A 21,334-nucleotide genomic window follows, 5' to 3' on the forward strand; every position below is an offset into this window, starting at 1 on the left:
TTTTATTTTCCAAATGCCCGCTTCGGATTTTCTTTTAAAAGCAGATTCCAATCAGCTTCATCAAATCCTTTTGCATTTAATGCTGGCATCAACTTTTCGAAAATGTTGGTAAATGGCTGAAAATCTCCTCCATCTGGTTTGGCGGGATCGTACCAACCTGCATCATGGGAAATCAGGACATTTCCCAAAACCCCATTTTCCTTGGCGAAAAGTAAGCGATCCACATATTCATCGATACTCCAACCTATTCCATCTAAACTGATCCAAACTCCAAGCTTTGCAGCTTCAAGGTAATTCTGAAAATCCTGCTCTGCCTGTGCATGAACCCAAACAAAAGCAGAGGGATCAATTCCCATCTTTTGCAGGATTTCGACTTCTTGTTTTGCAGTATTCCATGTGCCAGTATGGGAATAAATCAATAAGCCCGTATTTTCATGGGTAATCCCTGCTGCCCTAACCAGTTTTGCATCCACTTCAAGTAAAGGATCTTCCTCATTTACGGAAATCTTGATAAATCCCGGCTTGATCCCAGTATTTCCTATACCCTTTTCAAACTCAGCCATCCATCGTTCTGCCAGTTGAGAAGCATTTTCTCGAAAAACAAAATCAGGTAAATATTTCCCACCAACTGCCCCATAAAAACCCGTATTCGTGATTAGTTGGATTCCTGATTTTTCACTGAGCTCTTTTAGCAATTCAGGATCCTTCGCCAAATAACTCGGAGTACAATCAAAAATTGTTTTCACCCCATATTTCTTCACTTCCAGCAAATAGGGCAATACTTTGTTGAAGACCTCCTTTCTGTCATAACGTTCCGAAGAAACAGAATCCGCTCCAATAAAATCTACCAGCATATGCTCATGGATCAGAGTTAATCCCATGGAATCAATTGGAATGAAACCAGCAACAGTATTGATACTTGGTGTTTCGACTGCTGCTGGTTTAGAGCAGGATATTATAGTTAAAGCAATAAAAACAGAACAGATTAAAGCCTTTCTCATATCATAATTAAATTTTATTTTACTTAAAAAAAGCATACTTCCCATTAACTCTAAGACTTGATTTAATATGCATTTTATTAAAAATCAATTTATTAGATTATAAAATTACTTTTTTTGATTTCTAAATATGATTAGTAAAATGAAAATTAAAATTCTAATCAACAATTAAAGAAACAATCAAAGAACGTTTCAGAACGTCGAATAAATATGTATTTTCCCTATTCTCTGTCACAAGTTTACCTTAATTTAAATGTGATTTTTGAAAAGGATCGAATGTAAAAACAGATTTGGTAAATAAACCCTAACAATGAAAAGATTCCTATTTGGTTTAAATTCTCTTTTAATCTTCCTTGCATTCATAGGATGTAATTCCAGCACTAAAGAATCAGAAACTCCCATCGGTTTTAATCTTCAGGAATCAGATCTACCCGATTATGAAAAAAATATTGATCATCAAAGATTAATCAATGCATGGGGAGACAGGCAGGGAGAATCGATCCGAACGGGTGAGCACATTTACAATAATATTTGTTTCAATTGTCATGGAAATCCCGATCAGGAAGGTTCTATGCCTAATGCATTTAAGTTTTGGAAAGATGAATTTAAAGTAGGAAAAGATCCCTACTCCATCTATCAAACACTTACACGTGGTTATGGGTCCATGCCCCCACAAGTGAATCTGACCCCAGTAGAAAAGTACGACCTGATCAATTACCTTAGGGAGACTTTTATAAAAGAGGAAAATCCAGGACAATTTGTTGAAGTAGATTCCACTTACTTGGCAAGCCTACCTGTAGGCACCAATATCGGTCCGGAGCCTAAGGAATTTAAACCTTGGGCTGAGATGGATTATGGCAATTTTTTAATCAACACTTATGAACTTGTTGGCACTGATGCCGAACCAAGAGAAAGATCCTCTGGAAAAGCTCCACTTCCTGATGAAAATCTTATAAACTCAAATTTTGCTTATAAAGGTATTGCAGTGAGACTTGACAAAGGGGAAGGAGGAGTTGCCACAGGCAAAGCTTGGATGATGTTTGATCATGATTTGATGCGAGTAGCAGGTGCATGGACAGGAGAAGGGTTTATCGATTGGGAAGCAATTTTATTTAATGGTAGGCACAACATTTCGCCAAGAACAATCGGCGAACTTCATTTTGAAAATCCTGTGGCCCCGGGTTGGGCAAATCCAGCTACCGGTAATTTTGAGGACCCCAGATTTACAGCAAGGGATAAACGAAAGTTTGGTCCTCTACCTCGAGAATGGACACATTACAAGGGGCTTTATCAATTTGAAGATCGGGTGATTATAAATTACACTGTAGGAAATACAGAGATTTTGGAAACTTTTGGTCTGGAAATGCTTGATGACCAACCCATATTCACAAGAACACTTAACTCATCAACAGTCGATCAATCCCTCAAAATGAGAGTTGCGCCGAGTTCTACCTCGGTGGTTTTAATTGGTGAAGGTGCAATTCTAAAAAATGAAGCTGGATTTCATATTTTGGAACTTGAATCAAGAAAACCTCTCCGAATCAAGGTCTTGATAGCTAAAGAGGGAACTTCAGGTCTTGGACAATTTGCAAATTCCTCTACTAAACCAGAAGATTTAAGCAATCTAACTAAAGGAGGAGCAGCCAGATATCCTGAAATGTTAAGCACTGAGATTTTAAGAGGAAAACAAGATGGGCCATTCCAAGTAGACATCATGAATCCTCCTTTCGATAGTCCATGGAAAAATCAGTTTAGATTGAGTGGTTTGGACTTTTTTAAAGACCCAAACAAAGGAGTGATTTGTTCCACCGATGGAGATGTCTGGCTGGTCGAAGGCTTTTTAGAAGATTCCGGAAAACTAAGGTGGAAACGAATCGCTTCAGGTTTGTTTCAGCCTTTAGGAATAAAAGTAGTCAACGAAGAAATATTCGTCACTTGCCGAGATCAATTGGTTCGGCTTCAGGATTTGAATGGAGATCTGGAAACAGATTTTTACGAAAGTTTCAACAGTGATCACATGGTTACCGATCACTTCCATGAATTTGCCATGGGGCTTCAAGTGGATGAGGAAGGGAATTTTTATTATGCCAAAAGTGGCCGTCATGCCCGAGAAGCTTTGACCCCCCAGCATGGTACTTTGATCAGGGTGAGTAAAGACGGCGAAAAAACAGAAATCATCGCAAGAGGCTTTCGGGCTGCCAATGGTGTTTGCCTTAATCCTGATGGAACTTTTATTGTGACCGATCAAGAAGGTCACTGGAACCCGATGAATCGAATTAACTGGGTGAAAGAAGGAGGATTCTATGGGAATATGTTTGCCTATGACCCTCCTGCTGATAGTACCGAAAGTGGCATGGAACTACCTTTGGTTTGGGTGGAGCGAGATATAGATCAATCCCCATCTGAACTACTTTGGGTGGATAGTAAAAAGTGGGGAGCTTTGGATGGAAAATTACTAAACTTATCCTATGGTTATGGAAAAGTATTTGTCATCCCTTATGAAACGATTGGAGATCAAGCACAGGGTGGTATCGTGGAATTACCGATCCCGAGGTTTTCTACTGGAGTGATGCGCGGAAGATTCAATCCTGGGGATGGGCAGTTATATCTTTGTGGATTATCCGCCTGGGGATCTACCCAGCCACAATTAGGAGGACTTTATCGAATAAGAAAGGTAGATCAACAATTAACAATTCCAGTGGGAATTAAAGCTACAAAAACAGGGATTGAATTGAGCTTTTCCGAGGAACTTGATCCAGCCAGCGTCAATCAAATCGCTAATTATACTGTGGAAATATGGGATTTACTGAGATCAAGAAATTATGGATCAGATCACTACAATGAAAAAACACTTCCTGTCACTAAGGCGGAACTTGGGCAAGATAAAAAGACAATACTTTTGACTATCCCAGACATCAAACCTACGTGGGTTATGGAAATCCAATACCGAGTGATGGATAAGAATGGTAAAAGTATTGAAGGGTCAATCCAAAACACGATTCATCAATTAGGCGAAAAATCGACTCTTTAATAATGACCGATCTTCTATCCCGAAAAACATACCAATATCCATGTCTTTCGGATAAACCTTTGATCTAAATGACATAGAATTCAAAGAATAAAAAAAGAGGAGCATTTACCATAGTGATCCCTTCCATAAAGCCAACAATTCATCGTCTGCTTTTCTGAGACTCAACCTATAATTTATTAGCTAGTCAAACAATAGTGTCTTTTTCTTGAAAATTTTTACATTATATTTCTATAAGTCCAAAAAAACCGAATTATGAAAAGCCTTAATACTCCCTTGGAGGCTTTTGCCCATTGGGTAAATACAACTCCAAACAAAACATTCCTAAGACAACCTATTAATAGAGTATATAAAGAATACACTTTTCAAGACGCAGACCAAGAAATAAGAAAAATAGCCTTTGCATTAAAAGAAATGGGATTGTCAAAAGGCAGTCATGTTGCACTACTTTCTAAGAATTGTGCCCACTGGATCATGGCAGATCTTGCTATAATGATGGCAGAATGTATATCCATACCCATATATCCTACTTTAGGTGCAGAGTCAATTCATGAAATATTGGTTCACAGTGAGTCCAAAGCCATTATTGTTGGTAAACTGGACGATTATAGCCAGCAGAAATCAGGTATACCGGACATACCTATCATAGGTATTGAATTATATGATATTAAGGAACCTCTGAGTTGGGAGAAGCTTGTAGCTAAGAATCAGGCTATAAAAGGTCTAATTGATCAGAAACATGAAGACTTAATGACAATCATGTACACCTCAGGAACTACTGGTAATCCTAAAGGTGTGATGCATACAGTAGGTAATTTTAACATTTTAATCAATACAGCTATAGAGGTTATTAAATTACCTCAACAGCCTCGATACTTCTCTTATTTACCGATGACCCACATTGCGGAAAGAGCAGGGGTAGAACTATCTGCAGTCTACCGCGGCGCATGTGTAAGTTTTCCCGAATCCTTGGCCACCTTTGGCGAAGACCTTGCTTTGGTTCAGCCTGAAACATTCTTTGGGGTACCTAGAATTTGGCAGAAATTCCAAGAAAAGATTCTCGAAAAGATGCCTCAGAAAAAACTAGATCGGCTTATTAGTCTTCCAATTTTAGGAGGTTTTATCAAGAAAAAAATTCGGAAGAAATTAGGTCTATCAGCCTCTCATGCAAATTTTTCAGGAGCGGCACCAATCGCTGTTAGCTTGCAGAATTGGTACGCAAAACTTGGCGTGGAAATCAATCAAGCCTATGGTATGACAGAAGATTGTATTCTTTCGCATTTCAACTTACCGGGCACTAATAAATTTGGCACCGTAGGAAGGCCCTTGCCTGGAGTAATATCGAAACTATCAGAGGAAGGTGAAATTCTAATAAAGAGTGATTGCCTGATGAAAGGCTACTTTAAAGAACCTGAGAAGACCGCTGAAATGTTTACGGAGGATGGATTCTTAAAAACTGGAGACATTGGAGAGTTTGATCATGATGGCTATCTCTCCATAACCGGACGAATCAAAGACCAATTCAAAACAGATAAAGGAAAATACATCAGTCCAGCTCCTATTGAATTGGAGTTGTTGAAAAATGGAGACATTGATCAGGTCTGTATTGTAGGAACTGGTATTCCTCAACCAATTGCTTTAGTCGTTGTATCTGAGCTTGGTAAATCAAAAAGTAAAGCAATTTTAGAGAAGTCATTGATGGATTCTGTCGATGAATTAAATCTTGAACTTGAAAGCTATGAGAAAATTAACAAGGTGGTTATTATGGAAGAGGATTGGTCAGTAGACAATGGTCTCTTGACTCCTACTCTGAAAGTGAAAAGAAATAGAGTTGAAGGAATTCATAAAGATAGATATAGTCAATGGTTCGAATCAAAAGACCAAGTAGTCTATGAGTGAAATCAAAAGTGTTTGATTTGAAGACGCGTTTCAGGCTTCATCAGTTATTTTTTGGGTGTAGCCTCTAAGGATCTTAGCAACTTTTATAAAAATGCTTTTGGGTGAGTCTAGCTTCAATTTCCTTTGCAGTTTTTGTGATAGAAAGTCCTCCCAAATTGGTACATCTCAAGGTATTGGGAATACTTTTTCCTACCTCATACATGGTCTCGATAACTTCATCCAAAGGAATCAAATGGTCAAAACTAGCCAAGGCCATATTCGAACAGGAAAGTGCATTTGAAGCTGCCATCACATTTTTATTGAGGCATGGTGCTTCAACTCGATTGCCTATTGGGTCACAGATCATTCCCAATGAACTCTGCAAGGCCATGGAAGCTGCAGAGATACTTTGATTTAAATTACCTCCAGCCATATTTACAATTGCAGCAGCAGCCATTGTAGATCCCGAACCGCACTCCGCCTGGCATCCTCCAACCTCCGCCGCAAATGTGGAATGCGCTGCAATAAATACACCGATCAATCCTGCTACCATTAGTGCCTTATTTGTCTCTTCATCTGAAAGTCCCAAGGAATCAGCAACTCCTAAAACAGCACCAGGCATTGCTCCGCAAGATCCCGCTGTGGGAGCAGCAACGATCACTCCCATGGAACTCTTTACCTCCATGATTGCAGATACATACATGATTATCCTATTTAAAACATCCCCATCAATCAGTTTTTTTCTTTCCATCATAGACTTAAAATTCACTGATTGAGCACCCAAAATCCGATCTTCAAACTCAGTTCCTTTCAAACCCGTTTCAACAGCATTCTTCAGGATAATCCGAATTTCATGCATTTTTGGAAGCACTTCATGCTCGGGAATATTTCCACGCATGCTTTCATATTTTATTGCCAATTCCCATAAGCTTAGATTTTTGTCTTTGTTATAGGATAACATCTCTTCGCAAGTGATAAAAGGAACCTTTGGGTTCTTTCCAGCCAAAACAGGAAGCACTGGCTTGATTTGTTTGATTTGAGAAACACCATCAACCTCCTTCAGTTCTTCCAGAATAGTCTGATCTAAAAATGATAAATCAGTTATCCCCAAAAAATCTTTTTTATCCGAATGGATTTCCAATTCCTCTGAAATTACGGATTGCTCCAAAAATGACTTGACCTTTGACAAATTTGAAGAATAAATTAAAGTTAGATACTTATCCCCAGCCAAAGAAACTTCAACTCCATCGATTTCTATCACCTCAATCATCCCTCCTCCCGTGGAATTAGCAATCACCTGATGGGTCTCCCAAGGATTTGTTAAAGTGATTTGGTAGGTATTCGGATGATCATACTTGAGATCCTTTATATTGATTTTTACTTGAATCCCTGCTGCTGCTAAATGCATTTCTGACTGAACCAAACGTTCGTCATAAGCTTCCCAACCCAAAAAGCCACCAAACAATCCCATATCCGAACCCTGATCTTTATGCGTAGTTGCTAAAGAGCCATTGGGATCAAAATCAATTTCTATGCTTGAAATCCTTCCATCCATCAAGTCATGGCAAATTCTACCAATTCTCAAAGCTGCCGCACAATGGGAACTGGAAGGTCCTCTCATGACTGGGCCAATGACATCGTTAAAAATGCTAGGGTAATTCATAGGGTTACTATTTTTTGGACATTCAATATATTGATTTTTAGTTTATTAAGGCAATCAAATCGGATTAGAAATTTAATATCAAAAAATAATTTAAGACTATTTATAAATAACCAATTGACTTGAATCTAGTTAGTTAGATATGAACAATAGTTGGTTATTCTTCATTTTATTTTTATTCATGTCCATTTCTCCAAGTAATGCACAGAGTCTTTCTTCCCACCAGTGGAAAGATCGAATTATAATTATTCAATCAGATGAATCTTCCTCTCAACTTTTAAAATCCCAAATTTTGGAATTAAAGAAGCATGAGGAAGGTTTGGAAGAAAGACGTTTAGTGATTTATCAAGTCAATTCAGATCAAATTAAAAAAAGATTTGATCCCAAAGAAAGGTGGCAAAAAATAGATAAAAGCTTCAAGCAGATTCAAAATCCGTCCGCTGGATTTGAAATTATTTTGCTTGGTCTAGATGGAGGTATTAAGCTCAGGAAGACTGAGCTATTAACATGTGATGAGTTATTCAGGACTATTGACCAAATGCCCATGAGAAGGTCTGAAATCAGAAGAAAAAAAGACTTTGATAATTTCAAGTGAAAAAAAGGATTGGCCATCCAATTAGACCTACTTAATTCTCATCTATACCATAAATATATTTGAATTTGTTTTCCTTTGAAAATTGCAAATATAAAACATCCCGAATGCCCTTTTCTAAATTCAGGTTCACGATTCAAAGTGTTTAATAGAAGCTTTTTATTTCACTGAGTTTAACAAAAGAAAAATGAGATAAAATAAAAAAACCGGACTTTTCAGACCGGTTTCTGTTGGTTTAGAACTAATTGGAATTACTTCTCCAAGGAGATGTATTTTAAAAACTCATTGCGGGATTGTTCATCTTTTTCAAATTTTCCTGAATAAAAAGAAGTCACCGTGGAACTATTGGTATCTTGAACACCTCTTGAACTTACGCACATATGATTTGCATCCATTATAACTGCAACATCATCAGTACCAAGTACCTCTTTTAATTCATTTCCGATTTGCATAGTTAACCTTTCTTGAACTTGAGGTCGTTTTGAGAAATACTGGACGATCCTATTAATTTTGGACAAACCGATTACTTCTCCATTAGAAATGTATGCCACGTGAGCTTTGCCATAAATAGGCACGAAATGATGCTCACAATGTGAATGAAACGTGATGTCTTTTTCAACCAACATTTCATTGTACTTATATTTATTTTCGAATAGTTTTGCAGCTGGCTTATTCTTTGGATTCAATCCACTAAACACCTCTTTTACATACATTTTAGCAACTCGGTGAGGTGTTCCTTTTAAGCTGTCATCTGTAAGATCCAAGCCCATGATATGCATGATTTCACGGAAATGCTTTTCGATTAATTCGATCTTTAACTCATCATCCATTTCGAAAGCATCCTCTCTTAAAGGTGTTTCTAAAGAGGTGCCTACATGTTCCTCTCCAATTTCTTCAAATGATGCTCTGGAAATATTAATTCCCATCGTATTCAACAAAGTTTCTTTCTGTTTCATAAAGTCGAATCTTTAATTCGAATTTCCGATCAATTTTTTCCCTTAAAATATTCCAAATAACCACTGCAATATTCTCAGCGGTTGGGTTAAGTTGACTGAATTCATCGGTATCCAAGTTTAAATTTTTGTGGTCAAATCTTTTAAGAACATGCTCCTTGATTAGATCACTGAGAAGTTTCATATCATAAACATACCCTGTTTCTGGATCAATTTCTCCTTTTAATATCACCGTCAGATCATAATTGTGACCGTGATAATTAGGATTATTACACTTTCCGAAAAAAGCTCTATTTCTTTCTTCAGACCAGTCTGGATTATTCAAACGATGGGCTGCGTTAAAATGCTCTTTTCTAAATACGGTAACTTTCATGCGTTATTGGAACAGAGGAAGTTTTAATTTTGTTTATCTTTTGTCAAAATTTTTTAAACAAAACGAATAAACACTTACTGTTCAGCGTTTTAAATTTTAAATTAGCGCTAAAACTACAGAATAATATTTTGCAATAAAAAATATTATTAAATAGGGCACTCTGAAAACCAAAAGAACATATAATAAGGTTCCATTGATGACTCGGATATTAAAGCTTTATTTTGGAATATTATGAAACATTGGAACTTTTAATCATAAAACCAACATTGTAACTTTACAAAATCATTCTTTTTATATGATTTCTTCAAACTTTCTTGTTCCGATTCTTTGGGTAGTTAGTTTCATGGTGCCACCAATGGAACATTCAAAATTAAATGAAAACCCAGAAAACAGCTTATTAACGCTATACGAACAGCTTTCAGAAAAAGCCAAAGTCCTTCCTAATAAAGATATTTTCGCTTTAGCAATGCATGGATGGGAAAAGTTGAGTCCACAGTTGAAGTCAAAAGTCATTACTATAATAGATTTTAGCCTTCCATCAACCGAAAAAAGAATGTGGATCATAGATCCTGAAAAGAAACTTCTATTACTACATTCAGTAGTTTCACATGGAAGGAATTCGGGAAATTTAATTGCAAGCAATTTTTCCAACAAACCTGAATCCTATCAAAGCAGTTTAGGCTTTTACAAAACTGCAGAAACGTATCAAGGTAAACACGGCTATTCTTTAAGGTTAGACGGTTTGGAGAAAGGTTTTAATGATCAGGCTAGAAATCGTGCAATAGTCATTCATGGCGCAGATTATGCAAGAGAAGAATTTGCAGAAAGTGTAGGGAGATTAGGAAGGAGTTTAGGATGTCCAGCTCTTCCAACAGAATTATCTACTCAGGCTATCGATCTAATCAAAAATGGATCCTTACTATTTATTTATGGCCAAGATGAGTCTTACCTGAAAACCTCTAAATTGATTCAACCCGAGGGGTCAATTTCTGCCCAATAAATTTTATACATGCTATGATTATCAGCCTGTTTTTTTATTAGTATAAAAAAAAGGCTAATTATTTAATGCCTCTAGAATTTTAGCATCTCTATCATAAATATCTTCTCTGAATTGAGCTTCCCCTTTAGAATCAGCCCAGAAAGTTAGATAAACCAAAACCACAGGAATTGATCGATTCAATTTCACAACTTTTTCTTGGGTTTGGTTCATAGCTGTTTGAATACTATCCATAGTCCAATTAGGGTCATCCTCTAATAATACTTTTGCAAAAAGTTGGGGATCTTGGATTCTTATACAACCGTGACTTCTAGCTCTATCATCATTTCCAAAAAGGGATCGGGCATTCGTGTCATGGATATAAACATTGTGCTTGTTGGGAAACATAAATTTTACCATACCTAGAGAATTACCTGGCCCAGGTTTTTGCCTCACCAAGTAGGGGAAAGACTTTGAATTCCAATCTATTGATGCCGGGTCAACAATCTTTCCAGATTGAGTCACAACCTCCATGTTTTTAGCAGTGATATAATTTGGGTTTTTCCTCACACTAGGAATTATTTCAGATTTCGTGATGGAATAAGGAATATTCCAATAAGGGCTAAAAACTATATAACTCATGTCTGCTATAAATATGGGAGACTCGTGATATTTTTTCCCAACAATTACCTGAGCCGATAAAAGCGTGTCCAAACTTTTTATATAGTCAAGCTGGAAATTTGCAATATTTACTAAGATAAATTCAGCATCCTGAACGGTATCTGGTAACCACCTTAACCGCTCTAAATTCACTCTAGCTTTTTCAACTTTCATTTTAGGAGAATCATTCAATGCAGCAACAGTTTTATTCCCTATCACTCCATCCATTTGCATCCCATTTTTACCCTGAAAACCCTTGACACCAGCCATCAAAACTGAGTCATACAGCTTTGGGTCTTCGATATCATAAAGTTCTAAAAGCCCCCAATATTGTAGTCTCTCTCTAATTACAGGAATGTCATTATTGGACTCACCAACTTTTATAGCTTTCGCTATTTTTATTTTTTTCCAATCAAGTGTATCCGCTTTTTCTTCTTCCACCAACTCCCTGAGTACTTCTCTGCCTTTCTTATAAATCAAAAAATTAGGGTACAAGGATTCTAGACTTGGTCGGATTTTTCCTTCTTCTAGAGCCTTATTAAGAAGTTTTGTATAGTTTACGGATTGTTCTTTTCGTGCTATTTCCCAATCCTCCTTAATTAAACTAGGATCAACCTTGCCTATTTCAAGATGATTAGATAGTTGGAAAAACGCGTCACTCAACAACAAATCTAAGTCAGCTAAATCTCCCGAGTCATTTTGGATTCCATTTTTCTTATTGGCTTCAAGCTTATTGAAAAATGGTTCAATCGCATCTAAATTATAATCCTCAGGATTAAGCCCATCAAACTGGGATTGCTTGATTTCAAACCTTAATTCGTAGGCTAATTCGGTCAAATTCCCCTCTTCAGACCAAACCTCAGAAAAATCCCTATCGTTGTAAAAGTTGATGATTTCGTCTGTCGTTAACAAAGATGTTTCTCTAATCTTGATTCTCTCCCCTGGAGTATCTGTTTCAATTCGAAATCTTATTACTTCAGATGTCTGGCTAGTATCAGAACTGTAAACCTCTGAAACAGATATCATAAAAACTATAATAAATATATATTTGAATGCCATAATTGACCTAGCTTTCTATTATTGATTTAATTCAAAATCCTGATATTTTCTTCCAAGCGACCAAGCTTCCTTTAACATTTCCAAGAAATCTCCCATTTTATGCAGAGGAATTAAATTAGGACCATCACTTAAAGCTTTGGCTGGTTCTGGATGGGTTTCAATAAAAAAACCATCTATTCCAGTAGCAGCTGCCGCTCTTGCCAAAATTGGTGCAAATTCACGTTGACCACCAGAGCTACCTCCCTGACCTCCTGGTCGCTGCACAGAATGAGTAATATCAAAAACTACCGGAGCAAACTGTCGCATAATTGGCAGTCCTCTCATATCTACTACCAGATTATGATACCCAAGTGAAAATCCTCTTTCTGTCAAACAAACATTTTCATTGCCAGTTGAACGGACTTTTGTGACAGCGTATTGCATATCCTCAGGTGCCATAAACTGACCTCGCTTTATTTTCACAGCTTTTCCTGTCTCTCCTGCGGCCAATAGAAGATCTGTCTGTCTACAGAGAAATGCAGGGATTTGAAGTACGTCTACCACCTCAGCCACTTCTTTAGCTTGATAGCTTTCATGAATATCAGTAACCAAAGGCACATCCAAAGCTTTGCCTACCCGTTGCAAAACTTCCAACGATTTATCCATTCCTATACTTCTAAAAGAACCTGAGGACGTTCTATTGGCTTTATCAAAAGACGCTTTAAAAACATATGAAAAGCCATGTTGCTCAGCCCAAGCTTTTACTTTTGTTCCAATTTCAAGACATATATCGTAACTCTCTACAGCGCATGGCCCAGAAAAAAGAACTGGCTTTTCCTCTCCTAAAATCACATTTTCTGTGATTTTCATCGGTTTTATATTTTTAATCATGTTTCTTTCTTTGATAAATTTTCAATAATAGGAACCAATAATCCTTTGGAATGCAAAATCAAATCACCTACTTCTCTAAAAACTCCTTCTCCCCCTTTTGTTGAAGTGATCCAATGGGCATAAGGTTTTACATAAGAAACAGCATCTGAAGGAGCTATAGCCAATCCCACTTGACTAAAAATTGGTAAATCAATAAGGTCATCACCGATATAGGCAATTGCATCCTGATCAATCTCCATCGTTTCTATCAAATCTTTGAGCTTCTTTCCTTTGGCTTTGACACCGTGATAATGGAAATCAAACCGAAGCTCTTCACATCGATTCATCACTACCTGTGACTCCCTTCCTGTGATGGCTCCTATTAACACCCCTGATCTTCTCAAGTGTTTCACAATCAGTCCGTCTTTAACATTGAACTTCTTAAACTCCAACCCTCTATCGTCATAAATAAGCCCTCCATCAGTCATGACTCCATCTATATCGGTAATAAGAAGTTTGATTTTCTTTGCTCTCTCCCAGACATCTTCTGAAACAGAAGAGAAAAGTGCTTCAATTACTTTTTCTGCTTCCATTGAATTGAATATAAGTCTAATCTTCTTTGTTCTAAATTTCTTACACTTCCTGCTTTTCTCTGCTTAGTCAATAAGTCTAAATCAACATCGGCCACAATAATTGTTTCTTCATTTTCAGAAGCTTGTGCCACAACTGCATCATGAGGAAATGAAAAATCAGAGGGCGAAAAAATTGCTGCTTGAGAATATTGAATATCCATGTTCTCAACCTTGGGAAGGTTTCCAACTGAACCCGTTATTGCCACATAGCACTCATTCTCAATCGCTCGGGATCTGGCACAGGTATTTACTCGAAGAAAAGCATTCTTGGTATCTGTCCAAAATGGAACAAATAAAATATCCATTTCCTGTTCTGCCAAGATCCTGCCAAGTTCAGGAAATTCAACATCATAGCAGATCAAGATCCCAATTCTTCCTGCATCGGTATCAAACACATTGATCCCATTTCCTCCTTGAAGGCCCCAATATGAAGCTTCGTCAGGAGTGATATGAAGTTTATATTGTTTAGCTTGAGTTCCATCTCTCCTGCAGAGATAACTCACATTTCTCAATTTCTTCCCATCGTATTCGGGCATGGAACCACCAATGATATTCACATTATATGAAACTGCCAAATCGCTCATCCTCGAAACAATTTCGTCAGTATAATCAGCTAGATTTCGAATGGCCTCTGAGGCATCCATATCGTTAAATTCTGCTAGAAGGGGTGCATTAAAGAATTCAGGAAGTAGACAGAAATCAGATTTATATCCGGAAACAGTATCAACGAAAAATTCCACTTGCTGCATCAAATCGTCCACATTTGAGAAACGACGCATCTTCCATTGCACTAAACCTAGCCTTACTATCGATTTTTTATTACCGATGAGTTTCTCATCTTTTTCATAATAAATATTGATCCATTCCAGGAGGGTGGCATAGGCCCTGGAATCCGTGTCTTCAGGAAGATATTTTGTGATTACTTTTCTAACGTGGAATTCATTTGCGAGCTGAAAAGAAAGCACAGGATCAAATATCTCTTTGTTTTTTACCAAATCGATATATTTACGGGGTGTCATTTCATCTGCATATTTGGTATAACCAGGAATTCTTCCACCTGCGATGATTGATCTTAGATTTAAGTTTTCACAAAGCTCCTTACGAGCATCGTAAAGCCTTCGACCAATTCGCATCCCACGGTATTCTTTATCTACAAATACATCTGTACCATATAGGGTATCTCCGTCATCATTATGAGTATCAAATTTTCCGTACCCTGTGATTTCATCATACGTATGGTTATCACCAAATTGATTGTAATCTACAATAATACTTAATGCACCTGCGACAACTTTTCCATTATCTTCAATGCAGATTTGTCCCTCAGGAAAAGCTTTCAACTGGTTTTTGAGCTCCTCTTTCGTCCATGATCCCCCAGCATTCCTATAGATTGAGGTCATGATCGCGTGGATATCATCATAATCCGAAAGCTTAATATTCCGGAGCCGTAGTCTATGTTCAAGTTCTTCTCTATTCTTACTCATGGTTCAAAATTAACAAAATCCCATCAATCGTTTTAAAAACTGAGTTAATTAAGCTTTTAAACAAAATATTCTATTGATCTTTAAAAGAGGTGTAAATATATATAGATTAGAGGCTGGATTCTCAATATTTTTAAACTTGAAATTTCGATAAAAGTCTCCGGAATTCTATGCAAGAAAATTTAAATCAAATGGCAAAAAACCAAGCTCAATCATTATTAGAGTGGTTCAAAGAGCTTATGAATTATAGTCTGTTTAACCTGGGCGAATCAAATATTACATTAGGCCTGATAATTACCCTTTCTATTTCTTTTATCGCTCTATTTGTAATTACAGAATGGATTAGGCGATTTACGGTACACAAGGTTTTAAAGCGATATCAAATTGATACCGGAACTAAACAGTCCATTGGTACGATGATTAAATACTTTCTTATTCTAGCAGGTATTTTTTCTATTCTACAAACTAATGGTATTGACTTAAGTGCTTTCGGAATTTTAGCAGGTGCACTAGGTGTAGGTATTGGTTTCGGTTTACAAAACATTACAAATAACTTCATTAGTGGACTTATCATTCTTTTTGAACAGCCAATAAAAGTTGGAGATAGAATTGAAGTAGGTGATGTATCTGGAGATGTAATAAAAATTTCCGCCAGATCAACGATGATAGTTACGAATGATAATATCTCCATTATAGTCCCTAACAGTCAATTTATAGATAGTCAGGTCATCAACTGGTCTCATAACGAACGCAAAATCCGATTCAATTTTCCTGTTGGGGTTTCTTACAAAGAAGACCCACAAAAAGTCAAAGCTTTACTAATGGAAGTTGCAAAGATAAACAAGGGTGTCCTAGACACACCGGCACCAGACGTACTTTTTGAAGATTATGGTGATAGTAGTATCAATTTTAATTTAAGAGTTTGGACCTCTGAATATATCAACAGGCCTAAAATCTTAAAAAGCCAATTATATTACGAAATCTTTAGAAGGTTTGGAGAAGAAGGAATAGAAATTCCATTTCCACAAAGAGATCTTCATTTGAAGTCTGGATTTGAAAATATGAGTAAATAGTCTAATTTTCGAGAAGTAACTCTTTGCTAAAGAGAAAAGTAGGTGATGAAATTAAAAATACTTTTATTCATTTGTGTGTTTTTCTGTGCTTGGGCTGCCCATTCTCAAAGCTTTTATCGCTATAGATTTGAGGAACCTTGGTCAATTTCAGCCAGTATTGGACCTACTCAATATTTCGGAGAGCTTTACTCATTTTGGAAATATAACGAGGGAGTACAACCAGATTGGAATGCCAACTTTGCAATCAGAAGAACGATAGGAACTCATCTAAGGACCAGGCTGGAGGGAAGCTATTATAAAATGTCCGGGTCTGATGAACCTTCAGATCCAAGGGCTTTCAGATTCCCAAGAAACCTAACGTTTAGAGCTAGAAACTGGGAAATATCAAGCATTTTCGAATACCATTGGCATCCAGTAAAAGTACCAAACATTCACAGACCCTTGTGGAATCCTTACATTTTTGCCGGACTAGCTCTTTCCACGAACAATCCCGAAACACAACTCGACGGAGAATGGGTAGATCTTCGCCCCTTGCAACTTGAAAACAATCCTTACGAGCGTTATATCCTCGCTTTTCCCATGGGCTTAGGACTTAAATACAAGTTGAATGTCTACATGGATTTAACTTTCGAAGCTAATTATCGATTTACACTCACAGATTATATGGATGACATCTCTGCATTCAATGTGAGTGAATTTTACTTGGATCTTGTTGAAGACTATGTTGATGGATCAAATCCTGATCGATTACGATTGGCAATCCGAAATCCAAAATATCTAGATGATAATGGGATGCCAGACGTGGATAAAATCCTTCGAAACGGTGGCAGAATTCGTAGAGGCTCTGGTCTCAGACATCGTTTTGATGGATATATGACCATCAATATAGGACTGGAAATCCATCTATCAGAAGATATCTTTGACAACTGGATTTTCAGAGACAGAATTTACGAAAAACGGTTTAGGTTCTGGTAGATCAGGTTTTGATGCTTAGAACCGCTAAATCACTCTGGAAAATAAGTGTTTCAGTAGTACCGACCTGATAACCAGGGTTCTTTTCATGATGCCCAGAGACCACAGCCACTAAATGAATCCTGCTAATTTCACCGAATTTAGCCAATCCTATTTCTACCTCATCATAATTAAATGTGTGCTTATGGAAGGTTATTTCTTCATGCCCTTTCATAAAGTCATTCATCCTATTTTCAATATCAGTGGAATTAGTAAAATTCTTTGGGGTATTAACAAAAATCAAATGGACACTTGCTCTAAAAAGTTTTACTAAGGGTTTAATGGATTCAAATGCTTTTTTAGCAGAATCCTCAAAATTTGAAGCAAAGGCAAGTTTACGAAATCCATTTCCATCCAATAAGTCTTTAACTGCCAATACCGGGCATTCCGCATTCCGTAAAACCTTTTGCAGATTGCTTCCAATAAACTCCTGAGCTCCTTTACCCTTTCCATATGCGCCAAGAACAATTAGATCGGCTGAATATTCTTTGGCTACTTGAAGAATCAAACTATGTGGCACTCCGATTTTGATAATAGGGGTAATAGGAGCTTTTGCAGGTGCGAGCGTTTTAAGATACGACGGCAATACTTCCTCAGCCTCATCAAACTCTTCCTGTATCTGAGGGTTTTTAGCTTTTACATCATCTGAAATAAAATCCCAATCCAATTCGGTAGGGATAACTGTAACGCATAAAATTTGTGCTCCCGATTTATGACTGATTTTTAAAGCAGTACGAAAAGCAGCAACAGCATATGGAGAAAAATCAAAAGGTACTAAAAGAGTTTTCATAGTTAGTTGGGATTTACTTTGAATTTTACTTTAACCAAAAATCGAAAAACCCCAGAAAAATTAAACTAATGAGAATCAGTCATAAACATGATAAAAATCTTTTTTTCAGTTTATTCATAATTCCAATTCCATCTTAACGTCACATCTACAATATTTTCCTATTTCAGGAACAGCCTCTGTAAAACCCAGTTTTTTATAAATATGAAGAGCAGGCTGAAGCTTGGTACTGCTATAAAGTACTAATTTCTTAGCCCCCATTTCACTGGCTTTATCGATGATAACCTTTCCTAAAAACATTCCAACACCTTTGCCTTGGGCACTTTTCTTCACGCCCATTTTCACCATTTCATATACACCTTCCTCCACTTTTGCCAATCCTACTGTTCCAACAATTTCATCCCCAAGCTTTGCAAAAATGATATCACCACCTGTTTCGATAATTGTTTTCTCAGGATTTTCCAGTTGCTCAATATCAAATGGTTCAAGGGTAAAATATTCTTCTACCCAAGTTTTATTAATCATCTCAAACTCGGATTTTAAATCCGACGAAAAAGGAATAACAGCTAACTCACTCATAGAAATTTAGGATTAAATAGGCAGTAAAAGTAATCAGAATCGCTTAGCTTAGGAAAAATAAACATCAACTAATATTCAGATGAATTTGAAACAAATACTTTTCGCTCTAGCTATTGCATTTTGTCTTCCTTTGATGGTACAAGCACAAAGTCCCGAAGAAAAAATCAAAGACCTAGGTATTACTTTACCGGAAGTTGGCCAACCCATGGGAACTTACGTCAAATGGAGACAAGTTGGAAATGTTATTTATCTGGCTGGAAATGGGCCAGATGTTTTTGGTAAGGTGGGAGCCGACCTCACTGTCGAAGAAGGTTACCAAGCTGCTAGAGAAACCGGAATCGAAATCCTGGCAGTACTCAAAGCTGCTACCGGTGGTGATTTAAGCCGTATCAAACAATTTGTCAAAGTCTTGGGAATGGTGAATTCCGCTCCGGATTTCACTAAGCATCCAGCCGTTATCAACGGCTTTTCTGACTTAATGGTAGAAGTATTTGGAGAAGCAGGGAAACATGCCCGATCTGCAGTAGGTGTGGCAGCTTTACCAAACGATATTGCCGTTGAGATCGAGGTAATAGTTGAACTAAAAGACTGAGCTCAAAACAAGCTTTTCTGAATAGGAAAACCTTCCAACTCCAGCAAAGCTTGTTTCTTTTCCAAGCCTCCGGCATAGCCAGTTAACTGCCCATTCGTTCCGATAATTCGATGACAAGGAACGATTATCAAAATCGGATTCGCCCCAATAGCAGCACCAACTGCACGAATGGCTGCTGGATTTCCCAATCTTTGGGACAATTTCATATAGGTAGTAGTTTGACCAAAAGGAATCTCATTCACAGCCTCCCAAACACTTTTCTGAAAATCTGTACCCTTTAGCTCAAGAGGTAGATCAAAGGAAACTCTAGATTCCGAAAAATATTCATCCAATTGTTTTTTGACCTCTTTGGTAATTCCTTCTGCGGGCTCATCACTGGCAACTGTTTCGGTAAATTGAAGTCGGAAAAGTTGTTCACCTTCCGTTTCGATGAGCACATTCCCTAGGCTTGTAGATATAATTGGCATGGATTAAATATTTTTCCAAAAGGATGATTAAGGTATTTCATTCTATTTCGTCTCGCGAAGCGAGACCTATTTCTATGGTGTTTTTTATGTATATCAACTCATCGACAATCGATACTTCCAGATTTCCCGTACTTGCTCAATTTCCACTTCAAATGGTGGATAAATAGGATTGGCAGAGCAAAGCAATAATTTTTGTTCATTTTGAATACGGTTGTATGCTAGTTTAAAAGTCACTCCATCCTGCTCGGTGACGATCACGTATCGCTCGCCATCCTTCACTGCCAGCCAATCATCCACATATTCACAGACAATCCAGGATCCATCCTGAATCGGCAACATGGAGTCTCCATCCACCTGAAATACCCGGTGTTTTTTATCGGTTGGCAAGAATGGCAATGCAAATCTCGGCAACTCAGAAATATATTCCGGATCAGCAAATCCTGCCAGATAACTTGCCTTGGCACGTTGCGAAACTACTTCAATCAGTTCCCTACCCTGTTCATCCACTGTGGTCGCCAGAATCCGGAGCTTTCTACCTCTAAGGAACTGATCTGTTTCCAGGAGTTCTCGGAGCTTGTATTCCGAGTAGGAAGTCAAATCCTCCCGAAGCAAAATATCCACTGATACCCCTAAGGTATCGGATATCTTCACTAATGTATCCAAAGGTGGATTAACACTGGATTCATATCCCGCCAGTTTAGATCTGGAAATCCCGATCGTCGAAGCCAAAACATCTTGGGTGAGATTTTTTTGTTTTCGGAGGAATTTAATGTTGGTGTTTAGAGTCATAATAATATCTGAAATACAGTAGAAATACTATGGAAATAAGCTCCTCGAGCAGATATAGATAAGATAGCCTAAAGGCAGATATTATCTCTTATCCAAAGGATCTATCTCAGGAGCAACGCGACTTTATCTTACGAAGCGTATCTTTCATAAACAAGATAGCCCTGCGGGCAGATAATATATTGCGAAGCTTATCTCGGGAGCAACGCGACCTTATCTTGCAAAGCCTATCTTATCAATTAAAGATAGCCCGGTGGGCAGATAGGTTAAGATAGCTGAAGGAGACCCCCTTTTAATTAGACTTTCTTTTTCGCATCATAACTTATTTTGATTTGCCTATTTAGTTTAATCTGTAAGCTTTTCGCGATAGAATGGATTTCAATACATTCTTCTTCAAAAACTATCTTGCGGTCAAACCCCAAATCAATCCAATGCTCAACGCTTTCAGAAAGGGATGCTCTAGCTATATAGTAAAACTTTACTCGGTCAAGAAAATGAAATCGAGCATACCCTTCAGCTATATTTGCTCCTACAGAGTCCATAGAACTTATCATTTGGTCTCCCCAATTTTTACGAAGGTGATAATCTAAACGCTGATAAATTAACCATCCTTTAGATGACAATCTTCTCGACAATTGATATATCTCGAGTTCCTTTAGAGGAATAAAATTTGACTTTGATTCCATAGTAATAGCTATTAAGAAAATCCCACTTATCTCGCCGAAAGCTTATCTTACGAGCGAAGCGACCTATCTCAGCACCTGCCTAACTGGGACAGAAATCATATCTTGAACGGCTAAGCAGCTATCTCAGCGCAGCTGTATCTTATTTCAAAAGATAGCTCTTCGAGCAGATATAGATAAGATAGCCTAAAGGCAGATATCTCATGAAACCTATCCA

Annotated in this window: 20 protein-coding genes; 7 read left to right on the forward strand and 13 right to left on the reverse strand. The window is 37.5% G+C overall.

Annotated elements, in window-relative coordinates; all coding sequences use genetic code 11:
- Positions 1-2: 2 nt before the first annotated feature.
- Complete coding sequence (locus AAGF08_RS13730; protein WP_343511803.1) at positions 3-1,001, reverse strand: phosphotriesterase; 999 nt, start codon at positions 999-1,001, stop codon at positions 3-5.
- 307 nt (positions 1,002-1,308) lie between these two features.
- Here AAGF08_RS13730 and AAGF08_RS13735 point away from each other — a divergent pair, with 307 nt between their 5' ends.
- Both AAGF08_RS13735 and AAGF08_RS13740 read left to right on the forward strand, forming a co-directional pair.
- Positions 1,309-4,029 carry a DUF6797 domain-containing protein gene (locus tag AAGF08_RS13735; RefSeq protein WP_343511804.1) on the forward strand — a complete coding sequence of 907 codons (2,721 nt, stop codon included), beginning with the start codon at positions 1,309-1,311 and terminating at the stop codon, positions 4,027-4,029.
- A 252-nt stretch (positions 4,030-4,281) separates the two neighbouring features.
- Positions 4,282-5,925 carry an AMP-binding protein gene (locus AAGF08_RS13740; RefSeq protein ID WP_343511805.1) on the forward strand — a complete coding sequence of 548 codons (1,644 nt, stop codon included), beginning with the start codon at positions 4,282-4,284 and terminating at the stop codon, positions 5,923-5,925.
- A gap of 73 nt (positions 5,926-5,998) precedes the next feature.
- Here AAGF08_RS13740 and AAGF08_RS13745 read toward each other — a convergent pair whose 3' ends face one another.
- Complete coding sequence (locus AAGF08_RS13745) at positions 5,999-7,567, reverse strand: L-serine ammonia-lyase, iron-sulfur-dependent, subunit alpha (RefSeq protein ID WP_343511806.1); 1,569 nt, start codon at positions 7,565-7,567, stop codon at positions 5,999-6,001.
- 139 nt (positions 7,568-7,706) lie between these two features.
- Here AAGF08_RS13745 and AAGF08_RS13750 point away from each other — a divergent pair, with 139 nt between their 5' ends.
- Positions 7,707-8,159, forward strand: coding sequence for a DUF4174 domain-containing protein (locus AAGF08_RS13750; protein ID WP_343511807.1), 453 nt, complete (start codon positions 7,707-7,709; stop codon positions 8,157-8,159).
- Between the two features lie 248 nt (positions 8,160-8,407).
- Here AAGF08_RS13750 and folE read toward each other — a convergent pair whose 3' ends face one another.
- Positions 8,408-9,112 (reverse strand): GTP cyclohydrolase I FolE, encoded by a 705-nt coding sequence (gene folE / locus AAGF08_RS13755; RefSeq protein WP_343511808.1) that lies wholly within the window; start codon positions 9,110-9,112, stop codon positions 8,408-8,410.
- The gene (locus tag AAGF08_RS13760; RefSeq protein ID WP_343511809.1) at positions 9,072-9,482 is read right to left on the reverse strand and encodes a 6-carboxytetrahydropterin synthase; all 411 of its coding nucleotides are present in this window, start codon (positions 9,480-9,482) and stop codon (positions 9,072-9,074) included. Before AAGF08_RS13760 ends, folE begins: the two co-directional genes overlap by 41 nt.
- 295 nt (positions 9,483-9,777) lie before the next feature.
- Between AAGF08_RS13760 and AAGF08_RS13765 the strand changes: the two genes are divergently transcribed.
- Positions 9,778-10,482, forward strand: a complete 705-nt coding sequence (locus tag AAGF08_RS13765; protein ID WP_343511810.1) for a murein L,D-transpeptidase catalytic domain family protein — start codon at positions 9,778-9,780, stop codon at positions 10,480-10,482.
- A 54-nt stretch (positions 10,483-10,536) separates the two neighbouring features.
- Here AAGF08_RS13765 and AAGF08_RS13770 read toward each other — a convergent pair whose 3' ends face one another.
- From AAGF08_RS13770 to AAGF08_RS13785, 4 genes are read right to left on the reverse strand one after another with little or no spacing between them, the layout of a single operon-like run.
- The gene (locus tag AAGF08_RS13770) at positions 10,537-12,177 is read right to left on the reverse strand and encodes a L,D-transpeptidase family protein (RefSeq protein ID WP_343511812.1); all 1,641 of its coding nucleotides are present in this window, start codon (positions 12,175-12,177) and stop codon (positions 10,537-10,539) included.
- Between the two features lie 18 nt (positions 12,178-12,195).
- The gene (gene kdsA / locus AAGF08_RS13775; RefSeq protein WP_343511813.1) at positions 12,196-13,047 is read right to left on the reverse strand and encodes a 3-deoxy-8-phosphooctulonate synthase; all 852 of its coding nucleotides are present in this window, start codon (positions 13,045-13,047) and stop codon (positions 12,196-12,198) included.
- A complete protein-coding gene (locus tag AAGF08_RS13780) occupies positions 13,044-13,619 on the reverse strand; it encodes an HAD hydrolase family protein (protein ID WP_343511814.1) in 576 nt (191 codons plus the stop codon). The genes kdsA and AAGF08_RS13780 overlap by 4 nt, the downstream gene beginning before the upstream one ends.
- Positions 13,601-15,142 (reverse strand): bifunctional GNAT family N-acetyltransferase/carbon-nitrogen hydrolase family protein, encoded by a 1,542-nt coding sequence (locus AAGF08_RS13785; protein ID WP_343511815.1) that lies wholly within the window; start codon positions 15,140-15,142, stop codon positions 13,601-13,603. The genes AAGF08_RS13780 and AAGF08_RS13785 overlap by 19 nt, the downstream gene beginning before the upstream one ends.
- Positions 15,143-15,309: 167 nt before the next feature.
- On the opposite strand from AAGF08_RS13785, the gene AAGF08_RS13790 reads away from it, so the two are divergent.
- Both AAGF08_RS13790 and AAGF08_RS13795 read left to right on the forward strand, forming a co-directional pair.
- The gene (locus AAGF08_RS13790; RefSeq protein ID WP_343511816.1) at positions 15,310-16,212 is read left to right on the forward strand and encodes a mechanosensitive ion channel domain-containing protein; all 903 of its coding nucleotides are present in this window, start codon (positions 15,310-15,312) and stop codon (positions 16,210-16,212) included.
- Positions 16,213-16,257: 45 nt separating this feature from the next.
- On the forward strand, positions 16,258-17,187 hold the full coding sequence (locus AAGF08_RS13795) for a DUF6089 family protein (RefSeq protein ID WP_343511817.1): 930 nt from the start codon (positions 16,258-16,260) through the stop codon (positions 17,185-17,187).
- 1 nt (position 17,188) lies between these two features.
- On the opposite strand, the gene AAGF08_RS13800 is transcribed toward AAGF08_RS13795, so the two are convergent.
- Positions 17,189-18,013: a universal stress protein gene (locus AAGF08_RS13800; RefSeq protein WP_343511818.1), complete on the reverse strand. Its 825-nt coding sequence runs from the start codon at positions 18,011-18,013 to the stop codon at positions 17,189-17,191.
- 114 nt (positions 18,014-18,127) lie between these two features.
- Positions 18,128-18,589, reverse strand: a complete 462-nt coding sequence (locus tag AAGF08_RS13805) for a GNAT family N-acetyltransferase (protein ID WP_343511819.1) — start codon at positions 18,587-18,589, stop codon at positions 18,128-18,130.
- 79 nt (positions 18,590-18,668) lie between these two features.
- On the opposite strand from AAGF08_RS13805, the gene AAGF08_RS13810 reads away from it, so the two are divergent.
- On the forward strand, positions 18,669-19,181 hold the full coding sequence (locus tag AAGF08_RS13810) for a RidA family protein (RefSeq protein WP_343511821.1): 513 nt from the start codon (positions 18,669-18,671) through the stop codon (positions 19,179-19,181).
- 2 nt (positions 19,182-19,183) lie between these two features.
- Here the strand turns inward: AAGF08_RS13810 and AAGF08_RS13815 are convergent, their stop codons facing one another.
- The 3 genes from AAGF08_RS13815 to AAGF08_RS13825 form a co-directional block, all read right to left on the reverse strand.
- Entirely contained in the window at positions 19,184-19,648 is a 465-nt protein-coding gene (locus AAGF08_RS13815) for a methylated-DNA--[protein]-cysteine S-methyltransferase (protein WP_343511822.1), read from the reverse strand.
- A gap of 93 nt (positions 19,649-19,741) precedes the next feature.
- A complete protein-coding gene (locus AAGF08_RS13820; protein WP_343511823.1) occupies positions 19,742-20,437 on the reverse strand; it encodes a LexA family transcriptional regulator in 696 nt (231 codons plus the stop codon).
- A 293-nt stretch (positions 20,438-20,730) separates the two neighbouring features.
- Positions 20,731-21,120: a four helix bundle protein gene (locus tag AAGF08_RS13825; protein ID WP_343511824.1), complete on the reverse strand. Its 390-nt coding sequence runs from the start codon at positions 21,118-21,120 to the stop codon at positions 20,731-20,733.
- Between the last annotated feature and the right edge of the window lie 214 nt (positions 21,121-21,334).

Source organism: Algoriphagus sp. SE2, assembly GCF_039563885.1.
Classification (GTDB): Bacteria; Bacteroidota; Bacteroidia; order Cytophagales; family Cyclobacteriaceae; genus Algoriphagus.

Bases quoted from the DNA above. Each gene is read 5' to 3' on its own strand.
- AAGF08_RS13765 (WP_343511810.1), top strand. From the start codon at position 9,778: ATGATTTCTTCAAACTTTCTTGTTCCGATTCTTTGGGTAGTTAGTTTC.
- folE (WP_343511808.1), bottom strand. From the start codon at position 9,112: ATGAAACAGAAAGAAACTTTGTTGAATACGATGGGAATTAATATTTCC.
- AAGF08_RS13785 (WP_343511815.1), bottom strand. From the start codon at position 15,142: ATGAGTAAGAATAGAGAAGAACTTGAACATAGACTACGGCTCCGGAAT.
- AAGF08_RS13750 (WP_343511807.1), top strand. From the start codon at position 7,707: ATGAACAATAGTTGGTTATTCTTCATTTTATTTTTATTCATGTCCATT.
- AAGF08_RS13760 (WP_343511809.1), bottom strand. From the start codon at position 9,482: ATGAAAGTTACCGTATTTAGAAAAGAGCATTTTAACGCAGCCCATCGT.
- AAGF08_RS13745 (WP_343511806.1), bottom strand. From the start codon at position 7,567: ATGAATTACCCTAGCATTTTTAACGATGTCATTGGCCCAGTCATGAGA.
- AAGF08_RS13805 (WP_343511819.1), bottom strand. From the start codon at position 18,589: ATGAGTGAGTTAGCTGTTATTCCTTTTTCGTCGGATTTAAAATCCGAG.
- AAGF08_RS13770 (WP_343511812.1), bottom strand. From the start codon at position 12,177: ATGGCATTCAAATATATATTTATTATAGTTTTTATGATATCTGTTTCA.
- AAGF08_RS13795 (WP_343511817.1), top strand. From the start codon at position 16,258: ATGAAATTAAAAATACTTTTATTCATTTGTGTGTTTTTCTGTGCTTGG.
- AAGF08_RS13825 (WP_343511824.1), bottom strand. From the start codon at position 21,120: ATGGAATCAAAGTCAAATTTTATTCCTCTAAAGGAACTCGAGATATAT.
- AAGF08_RS13820 (WP_343511823.1), bottom strand. From the start codon at position 20,437: ATGACTCTAAACACCAACATTAAATTCCTCCGAAAACAAAAAAATCTC.
- AAGF08_RS13740 (WP_343511805.1), top strand. From the start codon at position 4,282: ATGAAAAGCCTTAATACTCCCTTGGAGGCTTTTGCCCATTGGGTAAAT.
- AAGF08_RS13780 (WP_343511814.1), bottom strand. From the start codon at position 13,619: ATGGAAGCAGAAAAAGTAATTGAAGCACTTTTCTCTTCTGTTTCAGAA.
- AAGF08_RS13800 (WP_343511818.1), bottom strand. From the start codon at position 18,013: ATGAAAACTCTTTTAGTACCTTTTGATTTTTCTCCATATGCTGTTGCT.
- AAGF08_RS13810 (WP_343511821.1), top strand. From the start codon at position 18,669: ATGAATTTGAAACAAATACTTTTCGCTCTAGCTATTGCATTTTGTCTT.
- AAGF08_RS13790 (WP_343511816.1), top strand. From the start codon at position 15,310: ATGCAAGAAAATTTAAATCAAATGGCAAAAAACCAAGCTCAATCATTA.
- kdsA (WP_343511813.1), bottom strand. From the start codon at position 13,047: ATGATTAAAAATATAAAACCGATGAAAATCACAGAAAATGTGATTTTA.
- AAGF08_RS13735 (WP_343511804.1), top strand. From the start codon at position 1,309: ATGAAAAGATTCCTATTTGGTTTAAATTCTCTTTTAATCTTCCTTGCA.
- AAGF08_RS13815 (WP_343511822.1), bottom strand. From the start codon at position 19,648: ATGCCAATTATATCTACAAGCCTAGGGAATGTGCTCATCGAAACGGAA.
- AAGF08_RS13730 (WP_343511803.1), bottom strand. From the start codon at position 1,001: ATGAGAAAGGCTTTAATCTGTTCTGTTTTTATTGCTTTAACTATAATA.